13 protein-coding genes are annotated in these 21,620 nt (G+C 72.9%); 11 read left to right on the top strand and 2 right to left on the bottom strand.

Annotation, left to right across the window (positions count from 1 at the left end; translation table 11 throughout):
* Window positions 1-312: 312 nt before the first annotated feature.
* The 11 genes from ACGFMK_RS37680 to ACGFMK_RS37630 all read left to right on the top strand — a co-directional run bounded on the left by ACGFMK_RS37680 (window position 313) and on the right by ACGFMK_RS37630 (window position 18,452).
* Window positions 313-645, top strand: a complete 333-nt coding sequence (locus ACGFMK_RS37680) for a WXG100 family type VII secretion target (RefSeq protein WP_392773762.1) — start codon at window positions 313-315, stop codon at window positions 643-645.
* A gap of 31 nt (window positions 646-676) precedes the next feature.
* A complete protein-coding gene (locus ACGFMK_RS37675) occupies window positions 677-976 on the top strand; it encodes a WXG100 family type VII secretion target (protein ID WP_323330614.1) in 300 nt (99 codons plus the stop codon).
* 93 nt (window positions 977-1,069) lie between these two features.
* A complete protein-coding gene (locus ACGFMK_RS37670) occupies window positions 1,070-1,636 on the top strand; it encodes a hypothetical protein (RefSeq protein WP_392773760.1) in 567 nt (188 codons plus the stop codon).
* A gap of 44 nt (window positions 1,637-1,680) precedes the next feature.
* On the top strand, window positions 1,681-5,457 hold the full coding sequence (locus tag ACGFMK_RS37665) for a hypothetical protein (protein ID WP_392773758.1): 3,777 nt from the start codon (window positions 1,681-1,683) through the stop codon (window positions 5,455-5,457).
* Window positions 5,454-9,464 (top strand): type VII secretion protein EccCa, encoded by a 4,011-nt coding sequence (gene eccCa / locus ACGFMK_RS37660; RefSeq protein ID WP_392773756.1) that lies wholly within the window; start codon window positions 5,454-5,456, stop codon window positions 9,462-9,464. The genes ACGFMK_RS37665 and eccCa overlap by 4 nt, the downstream gene beginning before the upstream one ends.
* A gap of 5 nt (window positions 9,465-9,469) precedes the next feature.
* Window positions 9,470-10,849, top strand: a complete 1,380-nt coding sequence (gene eccD / locus ACGFMK_RS37655; protein ID WP_392773772.1) for a type VII secretion integral membrane protein EccD — start codon at window positions 9,470-9,472, stop codon at window positions 10,847-10,849.
* 23 nt (window positions 10,850-10,872) lie between these two features.
* Window positions 10,873-11,112, top strand: a complete 240-nt coding sequence (locus ACGFMK_RS37650) for a type VII secretion protein EccB (RefSeq protein ID WP_323330618.1) — start codon at window positions 10,873-10,875, stop codon at window positions 11,110-11,112.
* Window positions 11,113-11,126: 14 nt separating this feature from the next.
* Complete coding sequence (locus ACGFMK_RS37645; RefSeq protein ID WP_392773754.1) at window positions 11,127-14,633, top strand: hypothetical protein; 3,507 nt, start codon at window positions 11,127-11,129, stop codon at window positions 14,631-14,633.
* Between the two features lie 16 nt (window positions 14,634-14,649).
* Window positions 14,650-17,679, top strand: a complete 3,030-nt coding sequence (locus ACGFMK_RS37640) for a right-handed parallel beta-helix repeat-containing protein (protein WP_392773752.1) — start codon at window positions 14,650-14,652, stop codon at window positions 17,677-17,679.
* A 10-nt stretch (window positions 17,680-17,689) separates the two neighbouring features.
* Window positions 17,690-18,091 carry a YbaB/EbfC family nucleoid-associated protein gene (locus ACGFMK_RS37635; protein WP_392773750.1) on the top strand — a complete coding sequence of 134 codons (402 nt, stop codon included), beginning with the start codon at window positions 17,690-17,692 and terminating at the stop codon, window positions 18,089-18,091.
* The gene (locus tag ACGFMK_RS37630) at window positions 18,084-18,452 is read left to right on the top strand and encodes a hypothetical protein (protein ID WP_392773749.1); all 369 of its coding nucleotides are present in this window, start codon (window positions 18,084-18,086) and stop codon (window positions 18,450-18,452) included. The genes ACGFMK_RS37635 and ACGFMK_RS37630 overlap by 8 nt, the downstream gene beginning before the upstream one ends.
* Before the next feature lie 260 nt (window positions 18,453-18,712).
* On the opposite strand, the gene ACGFMK_RS37625 is transcribed toward ACGFMK_RS37630, so the two are convergent.
* The gene (locus ACGFMK_RS37625; protein WP_392773747.1) at window positions 18,713-19,057 is read right to left on the bottom strand and encodes a hypothetical protein; all 345 of its coding nucleotides are present in this window, start codon (window positions 19,055-19,057) and stop codon (window positions 18,713-18,715) included.
* 1,464 nt (window positions 19,058-20,521) lie between these two features.
* Complete coding sequence (locus tag ACGFMK_RS37620; RefSeq protein ID WP_392773745.1) at window positions 20,522-21,505, bottom strand: hypothetical protein; 984 nt, start codon at window positions 21,503-21,505, stop codon at window positions 20,522-20,524.
* Window positions 21,506-21,620: the final 115 nt, after the last annotated feature.

Raw genomic sequence — 21,620 nt, 5'->3', positions numbered from 1 at the left:
GGGCAGATATTCGTGGCCGGAGGGGCAGCGGGCGTGCGCGACCCGTATCCCTCGGGGTGCTGGTGCCGGGCGCTGACCGGCAATGTCCGATTCTGCCCGAGCGTTCGCACCGCTGTGTCCATAAGGGAACTGAGCCGCGCGAACCCGCGGATCCCTTCATACGATGACCGTGCTGTCTCCGTCAGGCTTTCACGTCTTCCGGCGTCGAGAGTGCCGGGCGGGGCGATGCCGGGGTTCTCGGAAATCCTTTGTGGACGAATGGTGCCCCACCCCGTTCCGGCAGGGCAGTACACACGGATTCGAGGAGGCGAAATGGCGGCTCAGAACGGCGCCAAGGTAGACACCGGGATCATGCGCCAAGGCGCGAGCACCATCACCGACACCGGCCAGGGCATCACGGGCGTGAACCGCCAGGTGGACTCCACGATGCAGGAGCTGCTGGGCACCTGGCGCTCGGACGCGGCCGTGGTGTTCCAGGAGGCGATGGGCACGTTCGACCGCACCGTGCAGACGATCGTCGACCGGCTGAACACGCTTTCCCAGCACGTCACGACCGGCGCGAACGACTACGACCGCCAGGACGAGGACAACACCTCGAACGTGCGCCAGCAGGCCGCGACCATCGGCGGGCTCCCCGGCTTCTGACCGGTCTCCCTCTTCAGGAAAGGAAAACCCCATGGCTCTGGGTCAGTTCACCATCAGCTTCGCGCAGATGGAAGCCACGGTCGGGCGCGCGCAGCAGCAGTCGCAGCAGATCACCGAGCTGCTCGACCAGATGAACCGCACCATCACCGCGCAGCGCGAGCACTGGCTCGGCAGCGCGGCCGACGAGTTCCAGTCGACCTACGAGTGGTGCCGCCAGCAGGCGCAGACGCTGCCGCAGTCGCTCGACGCCGCCGGCCGCACGCTGGCGACCGTCAACGAGGGCACGTCGAGCACCGAGAGCGCCAACGCGACGCGGTTCGCGCAGCGCTGAGTCTCCCCGCGCTCCGGCCGGGGCCCGGCCGTCAGCCGCCGCGCCCCGGCCGGTTCGTCCTAACGCGACAGACCGGAAAGGACTCCTCCCGCCATGGCCTTCGACCCGGTGGTCTTCGAAACCGCCTCGATCGCGAACCCGAACAACCAGCACAGCGACGCCCCGCCCTCGACCGAGGGCGCGTTCAACAGCCCCGGCCACCAGGACCCGGGCGACCAGGGCAACGTCTACATCCCGGTCGGTGACGTCTCCACCGCGCCGCCGGTCCCGGGCGGCGCGGACCACCCCGGCAAGGGCGTCACCGCGGTGAACACCCAGGCGATGCACACGTTCGCGCAGAACCTGCGCACGCTCGCCGACGGCCCGCTGTCGAAGCTGCCCGGCCAGCTCGACACCGTCAACATCAAGCCGGGCGTGTTCGCCACGGCGCACGACAAGCTCCTCCAGCCGATCGTCGGCGAGGGCGGGCTGCGCGATTCGACCCGCACCACGGTGCAGGACCTCATCACGGCGATGCACGACGCCGCGGACGCGGTCGACAAGGCGGCCAACGCCTACGACTCCGCCGACGAGGCCAACAAGATGACCACCGACGCCTACAACCAGTACTTCGGGCAGCTGAGCTCGGAGATCACCGGCGCCGGGTCCAAACAGCACTGATCGCGGGCGGGCGGGTTTCGGCGAGCTGAGGCGAGCGAGGGACGATGGGCGACGACAACAACACCCACGGGTTCACCCAGGACGACAACGGCGTCTGGCCGGATTCCGGCAACACGCCGACGAACTCCACCGGTGACCCCGGCAAGGACTTCGACGGCCTGACCTGGAAGCAGATCGAGGCCGCGATCCTCGGTGGCGGGTCGATGGCGCCGGGCCAGGACCAGGCCGACCAGGCCTACTCCAACGTGAACTGGCAGTCCCTGCAAGCCGCCGCCGGCGTGTTCCAGACGACGCAGCTGAGCCTGTCGGTCGTCGCCGAAGCGATCCAGAAGCAGGTCGAGGCCCTCGCCGGGGACGACGGCCCGTGGAAGGGCACCGCGGCGACGAACTTCAAGGGCATGATGAACGACATGGCCGCGAAGTTCAGCGGCCTGGTGCACCAGATCACCGACGGCAGCAGCGGCGGCCGCAACATCCCGAACCAGCTGGCGAACTCGGCCGCGTACCTGCAGTGGGCGCAGAACACGTTGCGCTACATCGATTCCTACTACGCCCAGCAGGTCATCGCGCGCGGCAAGGTGCTCAACGACGGGCGCGCGTACATCTCGCAGTTCCCCGACGCCGTCGAGATGATGACCAACGACATGCGCCAGGTCGGCAACCAGCTGTCCGGCAAGTACCACTCGTTCTCCGTCGCCAGCTACACCGCGCCGCCGCCGGCCACCCCGCCGCCTGGCGCGGACGTGCCGCCACCCCCGCCGCCGCCCGAGGCCCCGCCGCCCCCGGACATCCCGCCGCCCGCGGACGCGCCGCCCCCGCCCGCCATCCCGCCGCCGCCCGGCGGTGACACCGGTGGCGGTGGTGGTGGCGACGTGCCGCCGCCCGAACTCCCGCCCCCGCCCGGCGACACGGGTGGTGGCGGTGGCGGAGGCACGCCTCCGCCGTTGTCCAGTGCCGAAATCCCGCCGCCACCCGGTGGAGACTCCGGCCTGGGCGGGGGCGGCGGGGGCACACCCCCGCCGTTCCAGAGCCTCGCCGCTCTCTCGCAGCCGCCCGGTGGCTCCAACGGCCCCGGCGGCCTCGGAGACGTCCCCCCGCCGTCCCTGGACGGGCCGCCCGGGGACGTCGGCGCGGGCGGTGGCGCGCTGCCGCCGCTGACCTCGCCGAGCCTGACCCCGCCGCCGTCCGGCACCGGGGGCAAGGACGACCCGAAGGCCGGTGGCCTCGGGGACATCAAGCCGCCCGCGCTGGACGGCCCGCCCGGGGACACCGGGGCCGGCGGCCTGGGTGACATCAAGGCGCCGTCGTTCGACTCGGCGCCGGGTGACGTCGGCGCGGGTGGTGGCGCCGGCGGCGTCAACGGCCTCGGCGACCTGAAGTCGCCCGCCCTGGGCAATCCGCCGGGTGCCGGTGGCCTGAACGGGCTGGGCGCGAACGCCCTCAACCCGGCCGACGTGCCGTCGTCGCTGCAGGACCCGAAGGCGGGTGGCGGGTTCACCTCGCCGATGGGCGGCGGCATGCCGATGATGCCGCCGGGCGGCATGGGCGGCGGGATGAACCCCGCCGGCTCGGAGCGCCCGGACTCGGCCGGCCTGCTCGGCGGCGTCGACAAGCCGTGGACCAGCAGCCTCCCGGACGGCCTCGGCGACCCCAGCGCCCTCACCGACGCCCCGGCGTTGAAGTCGGCGTCGTGGTCGGCGCCTCCTGGTGACGTCGGCGGTGCGGGCGGCGTCGGCGACGTCGGTGCCGGTGGTGGCGCGGACGTCCCCGATCCGGGTGGGATCAAGGGCCTGGACCCGAGCCAGCTGCAGGGGCCGGGCGACCTGTCGTCGTCTCCGAACGGTGGTCAGCAGCCGGGCGTGCCGGGTGCGGGCATGCCGATGATGCCGCCGGGTGGCATGGGCGGTGGCCTGAACCCCAGCAGCGCGGAGCGGCCGGATTCGGCCGGTCTGCTGGGCGGTGTGGACGCGCCGTGGGATTCGGCGTTGCCGGACGGCCTGGGCGACCCGAGTTCGTTCGGCGAGACTCCCGCCCTGGAGTCGGCCTCCTGGTCGGCGCCTCCCGGTGACGTCGGCGGCGCCGGCGGTGCCGGTGACATCGGCGGTGGCGCGGACGCGGTGGACCCGGGTGGGATCAAGGGGCTCGACCCGAGTCAGCTGCAGGCGCCCGGTGGCCTCTCCTCGTCGAACGGTGGTCAGCAGGCGATCCCGGGCGCGGGCATGCCGATGATGCCGCCGGGTGGCATGGGCGGCGGGATGAACCCCACCAGCGCGGAACGTCCGGACTCGGCCGGTCTGCTGGGCGGTGTGGACGCGCCGTGGGATTCGGCGTTGCCGGACGGTCTCGGCGACCCGAGCTCGTTCGGCGAGACTCCCGCGTTGGAGTCGGCGTCCTGGTCGGCGCCGCCCGGTGACGTCGGCGGTGCGGGCGGTCTCGGCGACCTCGGTAGCGGTTCCGTAGACCCGGGTGGGATCAAGGGACTGGACGCGAACCAGCTGCGGGCGCCGGGCGAACCGTCGTCGAACGGTGGTCAGCAGGCGATCCCGGGCGCGGGCATGCCGATGATGCCGCCGGGCGGCATGGGCGGTGGCGCGAACCCGCCGAGCGCGGAACGCCCGGATTCGGCGGGGCTGCTCGGGGGCGTCAACGCGCCCTGGACCCCGGACGCGCCCACCGGCATCGGCGACCCGACCTCGGTCGGCGAGACCCCGGCGCTCGGCGCGGCCTCGTGGTCGTCGCCGGTGACCTCGGCCGGTGGTGTCGGCGGCGACATCGCGGCTTCATGGTCGTCCCCTGACGGCGAAACTCCGGCCTCCTGGTCGGCACCGGAGCCTGGCTCGCCGGTGACCCCGCTCGGCGGTGTCGGCGAGCCGCCGTCCGCCGGAGCGCCGGTCGCCCCGGCCGGTGGCCTCGGCGAGCCTCCGGCCCTGGGTGCGGCTTCGTGGTCGTCGCCGGTGGCCGGTACGCCCGGGACTCCGGCCGCCGGAGCGCCGGTTACCCCGGCCAAGGGCATCGGCGGGTCTCCGGCCTCGTGGTCGTCACCGGCCGCCGGAACGCCCCTGACCCCGCCCGGTGGTGTCGGCGGCGGTGTCCCGACCACCGGCGACCGTCCCGACTCCGCCGGTCTCCTCGGCGGCGTCGACACCCCGTGGACCTCGGAAGCCACCGCGTCCGGCGACCCGGTCACCGCCGGCGCCATGCCGATGATGCCGCCGCCGACGACCCCGCCCGACAGCGGCGCCGCTGCGGAACGTCCGGACTCCGCCGGCCTGCTGGGTGGCCAAGCCGAGGCCTGGGCCACCGCCGATACCCCGGGTGAACCCGACCCGGGCACCGGCACCCCGCGCGGCTGGGCGACCGCCGTCCCGGTCAGCGGCTGGGGATCCGCCCCGGTCGAGAAGTCTGCAACGGACGATGACGTGCGCGTCGAGGTCGTGCGGCCCGTCGACACGCACGAGGACACCTCCGCCTGGGACGTCGGCACCGCCGAGTTCCTGCCGGGCCTCCTGCCGTTCGCGCCGCCCGCCGAGGAAGAACAGGACGCCGGCACGGACCTCGTCGAGCGCAGTGACGAGCCGTGGCGGCCCGCCGAAGACGAGCCGCGCGGGACCTACCAGCGGATCAGGGTCGGCGACGGCGAGTTCATCCCGGACGAGCTGCCGACCTGCGGTGACGGCCCGGCGATGGAGACCGAAGCCGAGGCCCCCGAACCGGAACCCGAAGAGCCCGAAGAGGAAGAACGCACCATGGCGGACCTCCTGAGCCAGGACGACTCCGCCTGGGGCCGGTCCGCGAGCCGCCCGTCGGGGGTGCTGGAGTGAGCACGGAAACCGTCAAGCGCGGCCCGCGCGCGTCCGGCCCCGAACTGCCCGAAGGCCAGGAAGAGCTGCAGGAGCCGCCCGTACTCGCCGAACCGGCGGCACGGGACTTCAACTCCCTGCTCATGATGCTGCCGATGGGCATCGGGTCGATGGTCATGGTGCTGTCGTTCTCCGGCGTCGGCGGGAGTTCGCCGATGACGTACGTGCTCGGCGGCGGCATGGGACTGTCCATGATGGCCATGAGCGTCGGCCAGCTGACCCGCGCGGTGGGGGAGCGCAAGCGCAAGATGCGCGCCGAGCGCCGGGACTACCTGCGCTACATCGCGCAGGTCCGCACCCGGGCCCGCGCGACGGCCGAGCAGCAGCGCCGGGCCGTGGCGTGGAACAACCCGTCGCCGGACTCGCTCTGGTCGCTGTCGCTGGGCCGCCGCCTGTGGGAGCGCCGCGTCAGCCACGACGACTTCGGCCGCGTCCGCATCGGCCTGGGCTCGCAGCAGTCGGCCCTCGAGCTGGTCCCGCCGGTCACCAAGCCGATCGAGGACCTCGAGCCGCTCTCGGCGATCTCCCTGCGCCGCTTCACCGAGACCTACCGGTCGCTGTCGGGCATCCCGACGGCGGTCGGCCTGCGCAGCTTCACCAGCGTCGAGTTCGACGGCGACCCCGAGGCCGCCGTCGGCCTGGTCCGGGCGATGCTCGCGCAGCTGGTCGTGTTCCACTCGCCGGACGAACTCCGCGTCGCCGTGCTCACCACCGAAGCCGCGCAGTCGCAGTGGGACTGGGTGAAGTGGCTGCCGCACAACCAGCACGCCACCCTGCGCGACCCGGCCGGCCCGCTGCGGCTGCTGGCCGCCGACCACGACGAGCTGCTGGACGTCCTCGGCCCGGACGTCGCCGACCGCGACGACCACGACAAGGCCGTCGGCCCGACCACGACCGAGCCGTTCGTGGTGATCGTCGCGCACCTGGCCACCATCCCCGAGTCGTCGCGGCTGCTGGGCGCGGGCCTGCGCAACGTCGTGCTGCTGGACGTCACCGGCGCGCTTCCCGGCGGTCCCAAGGTGCTGCGACTGACCACAAAGGACGATCGGGTCGAGTTCCCGGCCGGCACCGGCGTCGGTTCGGCGGTCCGCGACGAGCTGTCGGTGACGCAGATCGAGGGCCTCGCGCGACTGCTTTCGCCGAAGCGCACGAGCGGCACCCTGGAGATCACCGAGCAGCCGCTGGAAAGCGACTTCGGGCTGACCGCGCTGCTGGGCATCCGGGACGTCCACACCTTCGACATCACCGGCCAGTGGCGCCCGCGCGCGGTGCAGCGGGCGCGGATGTCGGTGCCGATCGGCGTCACCGAAGACGGCGAGATCGTCGAGCTGGACCTCAAGGAGTCCGCGCAGGGTGGCATGGGCCCGCACGGCATGCTCATCGGCGCCACCGGCTCGGGCAAGTCCGAGCTGCTGCGCACGCTCGTCCTCGGGCTCGCGGCGACGCACTCGTCGGAGATCCTCAACTTCGTCCTCGTCGACTTCAAGGGCGGCGCGACGTTCCTCGGGATGGACCGGCTGCCGCACACCTCGGCGATGATCACCAACCTCGCCGACGAGCTGCCGCTGGTCGACCGGATGCAGGACTCGCTCAACGGCGAGATGGTGCGCCGCCAGGAGCAGCTGCGCGCGAGCGGCCACCCGTCGCTGTTCGAGTACGAGAAGGCCCGCGCGGCCGGCGAGCAGCTGCCGCCGATGCCGACGCTCTTCCTGGTCGTCGACGAGTTCTCCGAGCTGCTGAGCGCCAAGCCGGAGTTCATGGAGCTGTTCGTCTCGGTCGGCCGGCTGGGCCGCAGCCTCGGCGTCCACCTGCTGCTCGCCTCGCAGCGGCTGGACGAGGGCCGCATCCACCGCGTCGAAGGCCACCTGTCGTACCGGATCGCGCTGCGGACGTTCTCCTCGATGGAGTCCCGCAGCGTCATCGGCGTCGGCAGCGCGTACGAGCTGCCGTCCGAACCGGGCAACGGCTACCTCAAGATCGACACCACGAACCTGGTCCGGTTCAAGGCCGCTTACGTCTCCGGCCCGGTCCCGGCGGGCGGTGGTGACGGCGTCAGCGACGTCGCCCGGGCGGGCGCCGAGGTCGTCCCGTTCTTCACCCAGGTCCGCCCGACCCGGTTCATCGTCCGCGACGACGAACCGGACCCGGCGACCGAGAAGACCGCCCAGGAGGTCCTCGAAACCGCGCCGAGCGGCCCGACCCTGGCCGACGCGTTCGTCGAGCGGCTCACCGGTGCGGGCCCGGCGGCGCGCCAGGTGTGGCTGCCGCCGCTGGCCGAGTCGCCGAGTCTCGACGCGCTCCTGCCGGGCGTGCTGCCGGACGCCGTGCGCGGCATGACCGTGCAGGACCCGGCCCAGCTGGGCCGCCTGCGCGTGCCGCTGGGCATGATCGACCGGCCGTTCGAGCAGGTCCGCGAGCTGCTGACGGCCGACCTGTCCGGCGCGGCCGGGCACGTCGCCGTCGTCGGCGGCCCCCAGACCGGCAAGTCGACCCTGCTGCGCACCCTCGTGCTGGCCCTGGCCATGACGCACACGCCGGAGGAGGTCCAGTTCTACGGGCTGGACTTCGGCGGCGGCGGGATCATGTCGATCAGCGGCCTGCCGCACGTCGGCTCGGTCGCCACCCGCCTCGAGCGCGACCGCGTGGTGCGGACCATCGAAGAGATCTCGCAGGTCATGGAGTACCGCGAGAACGTCTTCTCCGAACGCGGCGTCGAGTCGATGGACGTCTACCGGCAGCTGCGCCGCCGCGGCCAGGTCGAGGACCCGTTCGGCGACGTCTTCCTGGTCGTCGACGGCTGGTTCTCGCTGAAGAACGACTACTCCGAGCTGGAGCAGAAGATCGGCGAGCTCGCCTCGCGCGGGCTGTCGTTCGGCATCCACGTCGTGATCGCGTCGACGCGCTGGTCGGAGATCCGGCCGTACCTGCGCGACCTGCTGCAGACCCGGTTCGAGCTGCGCCTCGGCGACCCGATGGAGTCCGAGATCGGCTCGCGCAAGGCCAAGACCGTGCCGAGCCAGCCGGGTCGCGGCCTCACCCCGGACGGCCTGCACTTCCTGGCCGGCCTGCCCCGGATGGACGGCAGCGCGGCCACCGACGACCTCGCCGCGGCGACCAAGGCCGTCGCCGAAGAGGTGCACACGTTCTGGCCGGGCCGCCGCGCCCCGGCCGTGCGGCTGCTGCCCTCGACGCTCCCGCTGTCCGAGCTGCCCCGCCCCGACGGCGACCTGCGGCTGGCGCTGGGCCAGGACGAGCAGCGGCTGCTGCCCGTGTGGCACGACTTCCGCGCCACCCCGCACCTGCTGGTGTTCGGCGACAACGAGACCGGCAAGACCAACATGCTGCGGCTGGTGCTGCGCTCGGTGCTGGCGCGGTACGGGCCGGGCGAGGCGAAGATCGTGCTCGCCGACCCGAGCCGCCAGCTCGACGCCGAGGTCCCCGAGGCCTACCGCGTCGGTTACGCGACGACGACCGAGGCGCTGCAGGAACTGGCGACCCAGACGGGCGTTTCGCTGTCGCCGCGCGTGCCGGACCAGAGCGTCACCGCCGACCGGCTCAAGCGCCGCGACTGGTGGACCGGCCCCCGGCTGTTCCTCGTCGTCGACGACTACCAGCTGCTCACCGGCGGCATGGGCTCGCCGCTGGAGCCGCTGCTGTCGCTGCTCGCGCAGGGCGCCTACATCGGTATGCACCTGGTCGTCGCGCGCAGCACGTCGGGCGCGATGCGGGCGCTGAGCGACCCGGTGATCCGCCGGCTGTGGGAGCTGGGCAGCCCCGGCGTCGTCTTCTCCTACCCCAAGGAGGAAGGCAAGTTCCTCGGCGAGGCCGCGCCGCGCAAGCTGCCGGCCGGGCGCGCCCAGGTCGTCACCCGCCGCGGTGTGAAGCTCGTCCAGACCGGGTTCGTGCCCGGTCCCGACCAGCAGCTCGTCGGCAGCACATTCGGCACTCTCGAAGGGAGCGGACGTTGACCGCCATGCAGCAGGGCGAGCTGTGCCGGATCACCGTGCACGGGCCGCAGGGTCGCGCCGACCTGGCCGTGCCGATGGGCATCCCGGTGACGAGCCTGCTGCCGGTGCTGCTGCGGCACACCGGCGGCCGTGAGGAGCTCGGCGACTCGTGGGTCCTGCAGCGCCTCGGCGAGGCACCGCTCGACCCGGCGGGCACGCCGGAGTCGCTCGACTGGCAGGAGGGGGAGGAGTTCCACCTCCGTCCCCGGCTGGACCCGTTGCCGGAGCTGGACTTCGACGACATCGCCGACGGCATGGCCACCGCCGTCAGCCGCCAGGCCGGCCGCTGGAAGCCCGAGTTCAACCGGTTCCTGTTCCTCGGCTTCTCCGTCGCGGCCCTGCTGGTACTGGCCCGAGTGCTGCTTTATCCGGGCACGCAAGGGCTTTCCGCGATCGGCTCGGCCGTCGTCGCGCTGGGACTGCTCGTGGCGGCCGTCGGCTCGGGTGTCCGTTCCGACGACGAAGGGCTGATCACGCTGCTCGGCCTGGGCGGCTGCGGGTTCGCGTTCGTGGCGGGCGCGGTCGCCGTCGCGGGCGTCGGGCCGGCGTTCGACCTGCAGACCGCGCCGATGCTGTCCGGTTGCCTCTCCTTCGGCCTGGCGGGCGGGCTGATGCTCGGCGGCCGGGCCGCGTGGGCGCCGGTCACGCCGTTCGTCCCGTTCGGCACGGTCGTGGCCATCGGGGCCGCCGGCGCGATCACGCTGTGGCTGCACTACGGCCCGGAGTTCTCGCCGGTGCAGTCGGCCGCGCTCGCCTCGGCCGTCCTCATCGGACTGCTGGTGTTCGCGCCCCGGATCGGCATCCGGTTCGCCCGCATCCGCGGCCCGCAGTTGCCGCGCACGGCCGACGAGCTGCAGTACGACATCGAGCCGGCGCCGGCGGAGAAGATGGTCGCGCAGACCGCGTACGCCGACGGCTACCTGACGATCGCCTGCGTCGCCTCGGCGGTGGTGTTCGCCTGTTCGTTCCCATTCCTGGTCGGCCAGGGGTTGTTCCCCGGCATCCTGGCGGGGCTGCTCGCGGCGGCCGTGCTGATGCGCTCGCGCAGCCTGCTCGGGGCGTGGCAGCGGGTGCCGCTGTCCGTCGCCGGCGCGCTCGGCCTGGTGCTGCTGGCGTTCTCGCTGATCGAACCGCTCACGCCGGACTGGCGCGGCGCGTCGGCGGCCGGGGTGGTGCTGGTGTTCTTCCTGCTGGTGCTGGCGATGCTGCGGCCCCCGCCGCGGCGGCTGCTGCCGATCTGGGGTCACCTGGCCAACTGGCTGGAGACGTTGAGCGCCGTCGCGATCCTCCCGATCCTGCTGCAGCTGTTCGGGACGTACGCGTGGGCCATCGGTCTCACGGCATGAACACAGACGGGGTGCTTTGAGAGATGGTGCAGACGCAGAAGGACCACGTCGAGGCGTATTCGTTCCTGATTGGACGGATGACCTCGGCCCTCGTGCTCGGCGACGCGAGCCACCTCGACGTGCCCGCCAAGCGCACCTGGACCGGCCTGCTGGTCGGCGCGGCGCTGGCGGTGCTGATCGTGCTGGGGTTCTTCGTGTTCGGCCTGATCGCCCACCACACCGGGCACGCCGTCCAGGCGCCACCCCCGGTCCGCCGAGCCTGAAAGGGAGGGTCACCATGGATCTCTCGCTGACGCGCCGCCGCGGCGGCCCGGACACCGATCTGGGCAAGCAGACGGTCGGCAACGCCCTCGTCGTCCACCCGGCGGCCGGGATGACGGAGGAGGCGCAGGCGCTCGCGCTGGGCGTCGCCGCCGACGACGAGCACGACCTCGTCGTCGTCGACCTGCCGGTGGACTCGCCGATCTCCCTGTGGGAATCGGTGGCCAAGGCGCTGCCGCGGCGGCGTCGCGGAGTGCGTCTGGTCATCGGCGGGCGGTCGCGGGAGACGTCGGCGCTGGCCGGGCAGTGGCTGGCCGAGCGGATCGGCCGCCCGGTGCTGGCCCCGGACGGTTCGGTGATCCCGAGCGCGGGCGGCGCCCTGTTCGTCCACAGTGGACGCGGCAGCGGCTGGGTCCGGTTCCAGCCCGGACGTCCGCCGAAGTGGGAGGCGAAGCGCTTCCCGCGTCCCTCCTGGGATTCCGGCGTCACGGCCGAACTGACGTCGACGAGCTCCCGCGGCGTCGCCGAGCCGTTGCCGGGCGGCCTGTGGATCCGCCCGGTGGGCTTCGACCGCCAGCTCGGCTACCACCGCTCGGCGCTGATCCGCGGCCTGCCGGCGCTGCCGGACACGATGACGATCGTCCTGGGCTGCCCGGGCTGCCCGCCCCTGACGATGGACGACGCGGCGCGGCTGTGGATGCGCCTGCCGGAGCCGGTGCGCCACAAGGCCCGTTTCGTCCAGTACGGCCCGATGTCGGTGCCCGCCGGGACGACCCTGGGCCAGGCGCTCGCCGACCTGCTGGGCCGCGAAGTCGGGTTCTACAGTGGACTCCCGATCGGCGCCCCGCACGACCTCGACGTCTGGACGGTGCTCTACGACGGCGGCCTCGGCTGGGCGAGTTTCGCCCGCGAGCTGGCGTACGTCCCGCGGCAGCCGCTGCCCCGGCTGCTGGACCACCGCGCGCCGATCGAGGGTCTGAAGGAGATCGAGCCGGCGGTGTACTGGTACTCGCCGGACGCGGTGCTGGAGGTCGTCCAGTCCGGCCTGCTGCTGCGCCCGCCGTCGGCCGGCCCGGCGGTGGCGGCCCTGCGCGAGGTCACGCTGGACACGTCGGTGCACAACCTGACCTACGACGTCCCGGAAGAGGGCGCGGACGCGGTGGAGCGCATGCGCCTGCTGGCGGAGGACGTCCTGGCCAGGCTGGACGAGCACACCCGTCGCATCAGCAGAATCCTCCCCGCGGCGGCGCTGCTGGCGGAACGGGCCCGGGCGACGATCCCGCGCCGGGCGCTGGCGGAGATCGAGGCGGCTTCGCCATCGGCCACGCCTGCGCCCGCTGTTCCCCCGGCGGCGGCCCCGACCCGGGTGGGCGGCACGGCCCCGGCGGAGGCCCCGCTGATGAGCATCTCGGAGCGCTTGGACCCGGGAGCGGTGATCGCGGCAACGATCACGACGGCCGCCCCGCCCCGGCTGCCGGCGCCTGGCACGGAGTCGGCCGTCTCGGGCCCGGCGATCAGCGCACCCCCCGCGGGCTCGCCGGTGTCCGGCGGCCCGATCACGCTGCCGGCAACCCCGCCTGCGGGCATCGGCGGCCCGGTGATCACGAACGCACCGGAAGCCGTGGCCACCCCCGCTGCGGCTGCGGCGGTCGTCTCGTCTTCCACCGGCGTGGACGGGTCAACGACTGGCAGCGGCATCGATGGCCTGGCCACCGACCCCGACGGGGACGGCTCAACGACTCGCGGTGGCATCGATGGCCAGGCCACCGACACTGTCGTGGATGGCCCGGCGACCGGCGCCAGTGTCGAGCCTGATTCGCGATTTGCTTCCCGCGGCCCGGCCACCCCGCCCCCGGCGGGCCCGGCCGCGATCCCACCGCCCGACGGCCCGGCGAAGATCGCCGAAGAGGCCCCTGCACCAGCGCCCCTTCCCCCACCGGCGGTTCCCCTGGCCGGTGTTCGCGAAGCGGTAGCCGGTTCGGTGCTCTCGGCCAGGTCCGCGGCACCCTCGGCCAGCGTGGCCACGGACCTGCCCGCCGACCCGGCCTCCGCGGTTCCGCCGGCGGCGCCCGCCGCCCCGCCCCCTGCGGCTCCGTCTGCCGGAGCCATGGGTGGTCCGGCAGGCGCTTCGACCCCGCCTCCTGCTGTTCCGCCCGCCGGGCTTGCCGGCAGGCAGGCTGCTCCTACGCCCCCGACTCCTGCGGTTTCCCCCGCCGAGACCATCAGCGGACCAGCTGCCCCCGCAGCTCCGCTTCTCGCGGTTCCGCCTGCTGGCGTTGTCGGTGGTCCGGCTGCTCGCGTGACTCCGCCTCTCGCGGTCCCGCCTGCAGGCGTCGCCGGTGGCCCGGCTGCTCCCGCGACTCCGCTTCCCGCAGGTCCGCCTGCTGGCGTTGTCGGTGGCCCGGCTGCTCCCGCGACTCCGCTTCCCGCAGGTCCGCCTGCCGGTGTCGCCGGTGGCCAGGCCGCTTCCGTGACTCCGCCTCCCGCGATTCCGCCCGCCGGATCTATCGGCGGACCAGCCGCTCCCGCGACTCCGCCTCCCGCGGTCCCGCCTGCTGGCGTCGTCGGTGGACCAGCCGGTCCCGCGACCCCTCCTCCCGCAGTCCCGCCCGCCGGAGTCCTCAGCGGCCCGGCCGCCGAAGCCCCCGCCCCGCTCAGCCAAGCACCGAAGACTCCGCCGTCCGCGGCTTCGCCCCTCGAGGTCGCGGGCGGCGGCACCACCCCCGCCCGGCTCCAGCCCACCCCCACAGCCGAGGCCAGCGCCCTTCTCCCCAAACGTGGAGTCGATAAGGAACGTGAGTGGTTGCGCAAGTCCCTCGGCGCCGAGTACGGCCTCATGTCCAACGCCGCCGCGCGGATCCTCTCCGAGCACCCCGGCTTCCAGGGCGCGCTCGCCGCGTCGCCGGCTGACGTCCTCACCGACGCCGTCGCCGTGCAGCTCTACCTCTCGGCGAAGGGCACGGCCATCGACGCCGGCCTGCGCGCCGGGCGCAACGGGCCGCACGTGCCGATCGCGCGCTGTGTCGTCGCCGGGCTCGGGCGGCTGCCGTCGCACCGGGGGCCCGCGTCCTTCGCGACCAGCCCGACCGCCGCGCAGTGGGCGCTCTACCGGACCCGCAAAGTCCTCACCGAGTGGGGTTTCCTGCACACGCAGACCACCCCGATGTCCACATCGGACGGTGACACGGACATCCTCGTCTGGTCGGTCACGGCCCGCCGGACGAAGCTGCTGGAGCCGGCCGAAGGCGTCGCCAACCGCGCGCTCTTCGTCCCTGGCACCAGCTTCAAGGTCCTCGAGATCACCGAGCCGACGGACACCGGGCGCGGGCTCGTGCTGTTGCGCGAACTGACCGTGAGCGAGGTCGACGAGACCGGCAAGGTCGCCGCCGACCGGATCTCGCTCGACGAACTGGCCCTCGAGTCGCTGCGGCGCGAACTCGAGATGTGGGCCGAGACCGACGGCCGCGCACCGATCGGCCCGGCGGCCGCCGGGCGGTTCGGCGTCGTGCCGGGGCTGGTGTGAGGGAGAGGCGGAACTGATGAACCGACAGGTGCTCACGGTCGGCGGCGAAGGCGCCTACCCCACGATCGGCGCCGCGCTCGCGCAGGCCCAGCCGGGCGCCACGATCAGTGTCCACTCCGGACGCTACGAGGAGAACCTCGTCGTGGACCGCATGGTCTCACTGGTCGCGGAAGGGGACGTCGAGATCGTTGCCCGCGAGGGCAGTGTCCTCGTGGCCAACGCCGAAGCCGTCCAGCTGCGCGGCTTCACCCTCACCGGGCAGGACGACAAGCTCGTCGCGGTCGACGTCGTCCGCGGCGAGGCCGCCCTCGACGGCTGCCGCGTCACCGGCGCCTCCTGGGCGACGCTCCTCGCACGCCTCCAAGGCTCCCTCGCCCTGCGCGGCTGCGCCGTGACCAGCACTGCCGGCGCCGGGATCGTCGTCGCGTCGGCGTCGCAGAGCACCATCGAGGACACCGAAATCAGCGGCACGGCGTCGTCGGGCGTCGTCGTCGCCGAGGTCGGCTCGGTCGTGCTGCGCCGGTGCGCGGTGCGGCAGCCGAAGGGCAACGGCGTGTGCGTGAACGGCGAGGCCGTCGCGGTGGTCGAGCAGTGCGAGATCACCGGCGCCGAGAAGCCCGCGATGGTCGTCGAGCAGCAGGGCCGCGCCACCATCACCGGCCTGACCGTGCGCGACAGCGCGAACGTCGACCTGTACCTGACCAGCGAAGGCCGGGTGTCCGTTGTGGACTCCCGGTTCCTCTCCGCGCCGATGCAGGCGGTGCACGTCGCCGCGTCGGCCGCGCCGATGCTGCGCGAATGCGTGTTCGCCGGTGCGGAGCGCAACGCCGTGCAGGTCACCGGCAACGCGTCACCGCGTTTCGTCGACTGCACCTTCGAGGACTCGCCGGTCACGATCCTCGCCGACGGCGAAGCCACCCCGAACTTCGAGCGCGCGACCGTGCGGGGCGCGACGCAGACCGGCGTGCTCGTCACCGGCGCCGCGACGGTCCGGATCGCCGGGCTGCGGCTCGCCGGCCACGGCATCGTCCTTTCCGGACAGTCGCGATTGGACGTCATGGACGCGTCGGTCGAGACCGGCCGGGGCGCCGCCTTCGAGGTCACCGAATCCTCGTGGCTGACCGGCACCGACCTCCACGTGCGGGGCACCGGCTTTCGGATCACCGGCACGGCCGAGCTGCAGGACTGCGAGATCGCCGACGAGGTCGTGGTCGCGCCCGGCGCCACGCTCACGGCGTCGCGCTGCCGCGTGCGTGACGGCATCTCGGCCGACGACGGCGCGAACGTGACGCTCACCGAGTGCGAAGGTGACGGTGCGACGAGCGCCGAGCCGGAGGCGCTGCCGCCGGCCGAGCCCAGCGTCAGCGAGGCCTCGGGCGAGGTGCTCGACGGCCCGCTCGGCGAGCTGGAGTCGCTGGTCGGCCTGGCCGGGGTGAAAAAGGAGGTCACCGGCCTGATCAACCTCATCCGGATGTCCCAGATGCGGGAGCGGATGGGGTTGCCGATGCCGCCGATGAGCCGTCACCTCGTCTTCGCGGGCCCTCCCGGTACCGGCAAGACGACGGTCGCGCGCCTCTACGGCACCGTCCTCGCCGAGCTGGGCATCCTGTCCAAGGGGCACATGGTCGAGGTCGCGCGGCAGGACCTCGTCGGCCAGTACATCGGCTCGACGGCGATCAAGACGACCGAGGTCGTCGAGAAGGCCATCGGCGGCGTGCTGTTCATCGACGAGGCGTACACGCTCTCGGCCGGCTCGGGCGGCTCCGGGCCGGACTTCGGCCAGGAGGCCATCGACGCGCTGATGAAGATCATGGAGGACCAGCGCGACTCGCTCGTCGTGATCGTCGCGGGCTACTCCGAGCAGATGGACGTCTTCCTCGAGTCCAACCCCGGTCTGGCGTCGCGGTTCACGCGGACCATCGAGTTCCCGAACTACAGCGTCGACGAGCTGGTCACCATCACCCTCGGCCTGACCCGCAAGCACTACTACGAGCTGACCGACGACGCCATGACGGCGCTGCGCGAGTACTTCGAGCGGGTGCCGAAGAACTCGACGTTCGGCAACGGCCGCGTCGCGCGGAAGCTGTTCGAAGCCATGGTGAACAACCAGGCGTCGCGCCTCGCGCTGCAGCCGCCGTCGAAGGACTCGGAACTCAACCGCCTGACGGCCGAGGACCTGCGCGCCGAGCTGGCGAACCTGCCCGCGGCCGCGCAGGCGGCGGTGTCGGTGGGCACCGACCCGGCCGCCGCCGTCGGCGCGGCGGACAGCGTGCACCGGCTGCGCGAGCTCGTCGGCCAGAAGACGGTGCGCGAGCACGCCGAACGCCTGCTGGTCCGGCTCGGCGGGCTCAAGCACGGACGTCAGCCGCTCGGCCAGGAGGCGAACGTCGTGCTCAGCGGCGAGCGCGGCTCGGGCCGGGCGGAGTTCGCGCGGCTGTACGCGCGCGGGCTCGCCGAACTGGGCCTGGTCGGCGTCGGGCAGCTCGTCCGACGATCGGTTGCCGAGGACCTGATGCCGCGCTGGCCGGGGCAAGCCGAGCACCTGGTCCGCACCGCGTTGGACGACGCGAGCGGCGGCGTGCTCGTGCTCGATTTGGACGGTGACTGGGAGTCCACTGTGCACACTTCCGGCCACGAAGTGCTTGAAGCGCTGGCGGAAGCGGTCGGACGGCGGCCCGCGGACCCGGTCGTCGTGCTGACCGGCGAGCCGCGCCGCGTCCGCACCCTGGCCGGGCTGGTGCCGTCGCTGCGCGACCGGTTCCCGGCGGTCTGGGAGCTGGGGGAGTACACAGTGGACGAACTCGGCGAGATCGCCGTGCGGCTGCTGGTCCGTGGCGGCCACGAAGTCCCGGACGATGTCCGCGACGCGCTGGCGCACGAGCTGGCGGCGGCGCCGGAACGGACGGTGCACGCCGCGCACGAACTCGCCCGCACGCTGTCGGCCACGGCGGCGTCCCGCACGCTGGCCGCGGCGGACCTGCGCGGCGTCCGCCCGCCGGACGTCGAACCCCTCGCCCTCGGGCAGGGACTGGCTTCGGTCGGCTGAAGGAGGAGTCATGGCATCGCCGTACGAGAAGATGCTGGAGGACGCGCTCGGCGCGTACCAGCGGCAGCGCGAAAACCTGACCGCGGCCAAGGAACGGATCGACGAGGCCACCGGCACGGCGACGTCCGCGCGCCGCGAGGTGACCGCGACCGTCGGCCGCACCGGCGAGGTCACCGAGCTGACGTTCCCGACCAGCGCGTACAAACGGATGGCGCCGGCCGAGCTGGCCGGGGTGATCGTCCGGACCATCGCGCAGGCGCGGCAGCAGGCGATCGACGCGTCAGCCGAACAGCTCGCGCCGATGCTGCCGCCGGGGTTCTCCGCGCACGAGCTGATGGCCGGGAAGGTCGACGTCGAAGCGTTGTTCGCCGCCCGCGTGCCGGGTTTCGAAGGAGGGACCGAGGATGACTGACCAGTTCTTCGTCGACGCCGACGGGCTCGACACCGGCCGCAACGGCTACCGCGAGAAGGCGACCGAGCTGGAGGCGCTGGTGCAGCGCATCCAGGCCCTCGGCAGCTCCGGGCGCGTCTCGGAGGCCGCGGGCAACGACAAGAACGGCAACGCGTTCGCCCAGACGCACATCAAGGCGGTGGGCGAGATCCGCGACGGCGTCCGGCTGTGGGCGAAGGCCGTCGACGGCACGTCGGACGCGATCGGCGACATGGCGGGCTCGTTCCGCGACGCCGACCAGGGCGCGTTCGACATGGCGCGCGACCTGCAGAAGAACTTCCTGCAGCTGCAGGAAGACGTCTCGAAGCCGCCGACGGCCTAGGTTTCGGAGCCCGCGATGAGCCTGATGGTGGATCCCAGCCTGAACTGGATCTTCTACATCATCGCGGGTGACGCCTGGCCGCAGGGCGACGAGGACAAGCTGCGCGAGCTGGCCGCGGAGTGGGACCAGGTGGCGCGCGACATCGCGGCGGCGGGCCAGGGCTTCAACCAGCTGTCGCAACACGTGACGGCGAACGTCGGCGGCGACGTCCAGCAGAACTTTGCCGGTTTTTCGCGCAACCTGAGCACGCTGGGCGCGGACTACGTCCAGCGCGCGCGGGCGCAGGCGGCGTCTCTGCGGGAGCAGGCGCTGAACGTCGAGAACGCCAAGTACGGCATGCTGATCTCGATCGCCGTGACGGCGGCGGAAGTGCTGTGGGCGTTGACGAATCCGTTCACTGCGCCCCTGGTCCCGGAGATCATGGCGGCCGGCCGCACCGCGGTGGTGACGGTGCAGCGCACGCTCGTCCAGCGCCTGACGAGCCTGCTGGCCAGGATCGCCCGCGAGGCGGCGCAGGAAGCGGCCGAAGAGGTCGCGGAAGACATGCTGGCGCAGTTCATCCAGATCGCCCAGGGCAACCGCCACGGCTTCGACTGGAAGTCCATCGGCCAGTCGGCGGCCCTGGGCGCGGTCGGTGGCGCGTTCGCGCATCTCGCGGGCAACGGTCTCGGGAAGATCGACGGCAAGTTCGGCACGAAGTTCTCGAAGAACGTCTGGGGCGAGGCAGGAAACGAGGCCGCGACGGAGGTGGTGGTCGGCCTGACCGGAGCCGCGGCCTTCGGCGGCGACCTGGACAGCCTGGGCTGGGGAGCGTTGAACGGAGGCCTCAGCGGCGCGGCGACCCATGGAGCCCACCACGCGGGGGAGTCGCTGCACGACAAGCTGACCGGGGGAGGCCCGGGACCCGGCGACGCGGGGCCGAAGGACGTCGGCGACGTGGGGTTCGACAAGGCGAACATCGGCCCGATCGACGCACCTCCGGCGCCGGGTTCCGGCTCCGGGCCTGGTGGATCTGGCTCGAACGGGGCAGGTTCGGGGGCGGAAACCGGTGCTCCCGGTTCGGGCGGGGCGGGTTCTGGTGCCGGCGCGGGCACGGGAACCGGTGGTTCCGGCTCGAATGGAGTCGGTACGGGTACTGGGGCCGGGGGTGGTTCCGGGGCGAATGGCGCGGGTTCTGGTGTGGGCATTGGAGCTGGTGGTTCCGGCTCGAACGGAGCTGCTACGAGTACCGGGAGCGGGGGTGATCCCGGATCGAATGGCGCGGGTTCTGGTTCTGGTGCGGGCACCGGAGCCGGTGGTCCAGGCTCGAACGGGGCCGGTACAGGCGCAGGGAGCGACGGTACCTCCGGCGCCGGAACAGGTTCCGTTGGATCTGCTTCAGGCGGTGCAGGTACAGGCACCGGAGGACCCGGCTCAGGCGGCACGAATTCCGTTGCCAGCGCGGCCGGCTCCGGCAACCCGGCTCCAGGCGGGGCGGGCACGGGTGGACCCGGTTCGGCCGGGACGGGCACGGCTGGTTCCGGCGGGCCTGGCTCGACCGGGGGAGGCTCTGGTTCGAACAACTCCGGGCCCAGCGCAGGTACACCCGCTCCGGGGGGAGCAAATGCGCCGGGTTCGAACGGAGCAGGCTCGGGCCCGTCGGCTTCCGGTGCGGGAAACGGTGCGCCGGGCATCGGAGGAGCGGGAGCTGACGTCGGCACGGGTGGTACCAGCACCAGTCCCGGTCAGTCCGGAACCGCCGGGACCAGCTCGGCTGGGACCGGCGCAGGGCCTGGTCTTTCCGGCGCGGATACACCCGGCGTGGGACAAGGCGTTGGCTCTGGCGCGGGCGTTGGTTCGAGTGGTTCCGGCGTCGAAACCGGAACGAGTTCGACCGGTACCGGCGGTCCAGGTTCGACCGGAGGGGTGGGTTCCAGCACGGGTAGCCCGTCGGCGCAAGGTGGCCCCGGGGGAGGTGCGGTCGAGCAGGGTGCGACCGCACCTTCCCCTGGTGCCGCCAACCCCGGCAGCGGTACCGGACCCGGGACGCAAGGGCCAGGCGCCGGTTCCCCGGGGTCCGGTCAGGCGAGTCAAGGTCCCGGCACCGGTTCTGCAGGCCCGGCCGGCCAGAACGCGGGCACCGGTTCCAGCGTGAACGGTTCGGCGAACCCCGGAACCGGTTCAACTTCGGCAGGCCCGGCGAGCCAGGACGCGGGCACTGGTCCGAGCGTGAACGGTTCGGCGAATCCCGGCACTTCAGACGGTCTGGGGCCGAACGGCTCAAGCGCTGTGACGCCCGTCGAAGCCCCGGCTACCGCCGCCGGTAACGGCCCCCAAGAGTCGAGCCCGGCGCCGCAGACCGCCGCCGGTGTGAACTCGACGGGCACCGGGACCATCACGAATCCCGGCACCAGCGCCGGAAGCTCGGGGACCAGTGCGCCGAGTACTGGCCCAGGCACCAACTCGACGGCCGTTGGCAACTCGGGTGCCAACACCGCCGGCACGAACCCGACCGTCGGCGGCAACTCGAGCGTGAACGCACCCTCTACGAATCCGCCCGGGACCGGCAACACGTCGGGAGCCAGTCCCTCGGAGGGGCCGACCAGCGCCGGCGGCAAGACGGGCCTGCCGGGCTTCTCCCAGCAAGGTTCGGCGAACCGCACACAGCCGGACGCGAACGCACCGGCGCCGCCGCCGGTGGCAGGAAGCGTCGGCGGGGTTTCCGTAGTGACCTCTGCTCCGCAGCAGCCCAACACGGGACCGGCGACCGGCACCAGCTCGACGGCCCCTGAGACCGGAGACGCCAAGGCAGGCCCCGAGTCGAACACCGGGACCGGGCCGACCAAGGATGGCTCCGTGTCACCGGCCGGCACCGGACCGGTCAAGGCCGAGCCCGGGTCGACCGCTGCGGTCGGCCCGGTCAGGTCCGATCCCCAACCGACGCCAGGGACTGAGACGGCAAAGGTCGGCCCCGAGCCGACGGTGGGGTCCGCATCGGCCAAGGCTGACGCCAATCCGGCCACAACGATGGGAAAGGCCAACGCAGGCCCCGCCACGGCGCTCGGCACCGCCAAGACAGACTCCCAGTCGCACACAGCGACCGGGCCGGCCAACGTGGGTCGGCAGTCGACAGCAGAGGTGGGAAGCGCTAAATCAGATCCCGGGTCGAACCCGGGGACCGGGTCGGCC

The organism is Amycolatopsis sp. NPDC049252 (assembly GCF_043197175.1).
Taxonomy (GTDB): domain Bacteria; phylum Actinomycetota; class Actinomycetes; order Mycobacteriales; family Pseudonocardiaceae; genus Amycolatopsis.
This window is presented reverse-complemented; position numbering and strand designations above follow the sequence as displayed.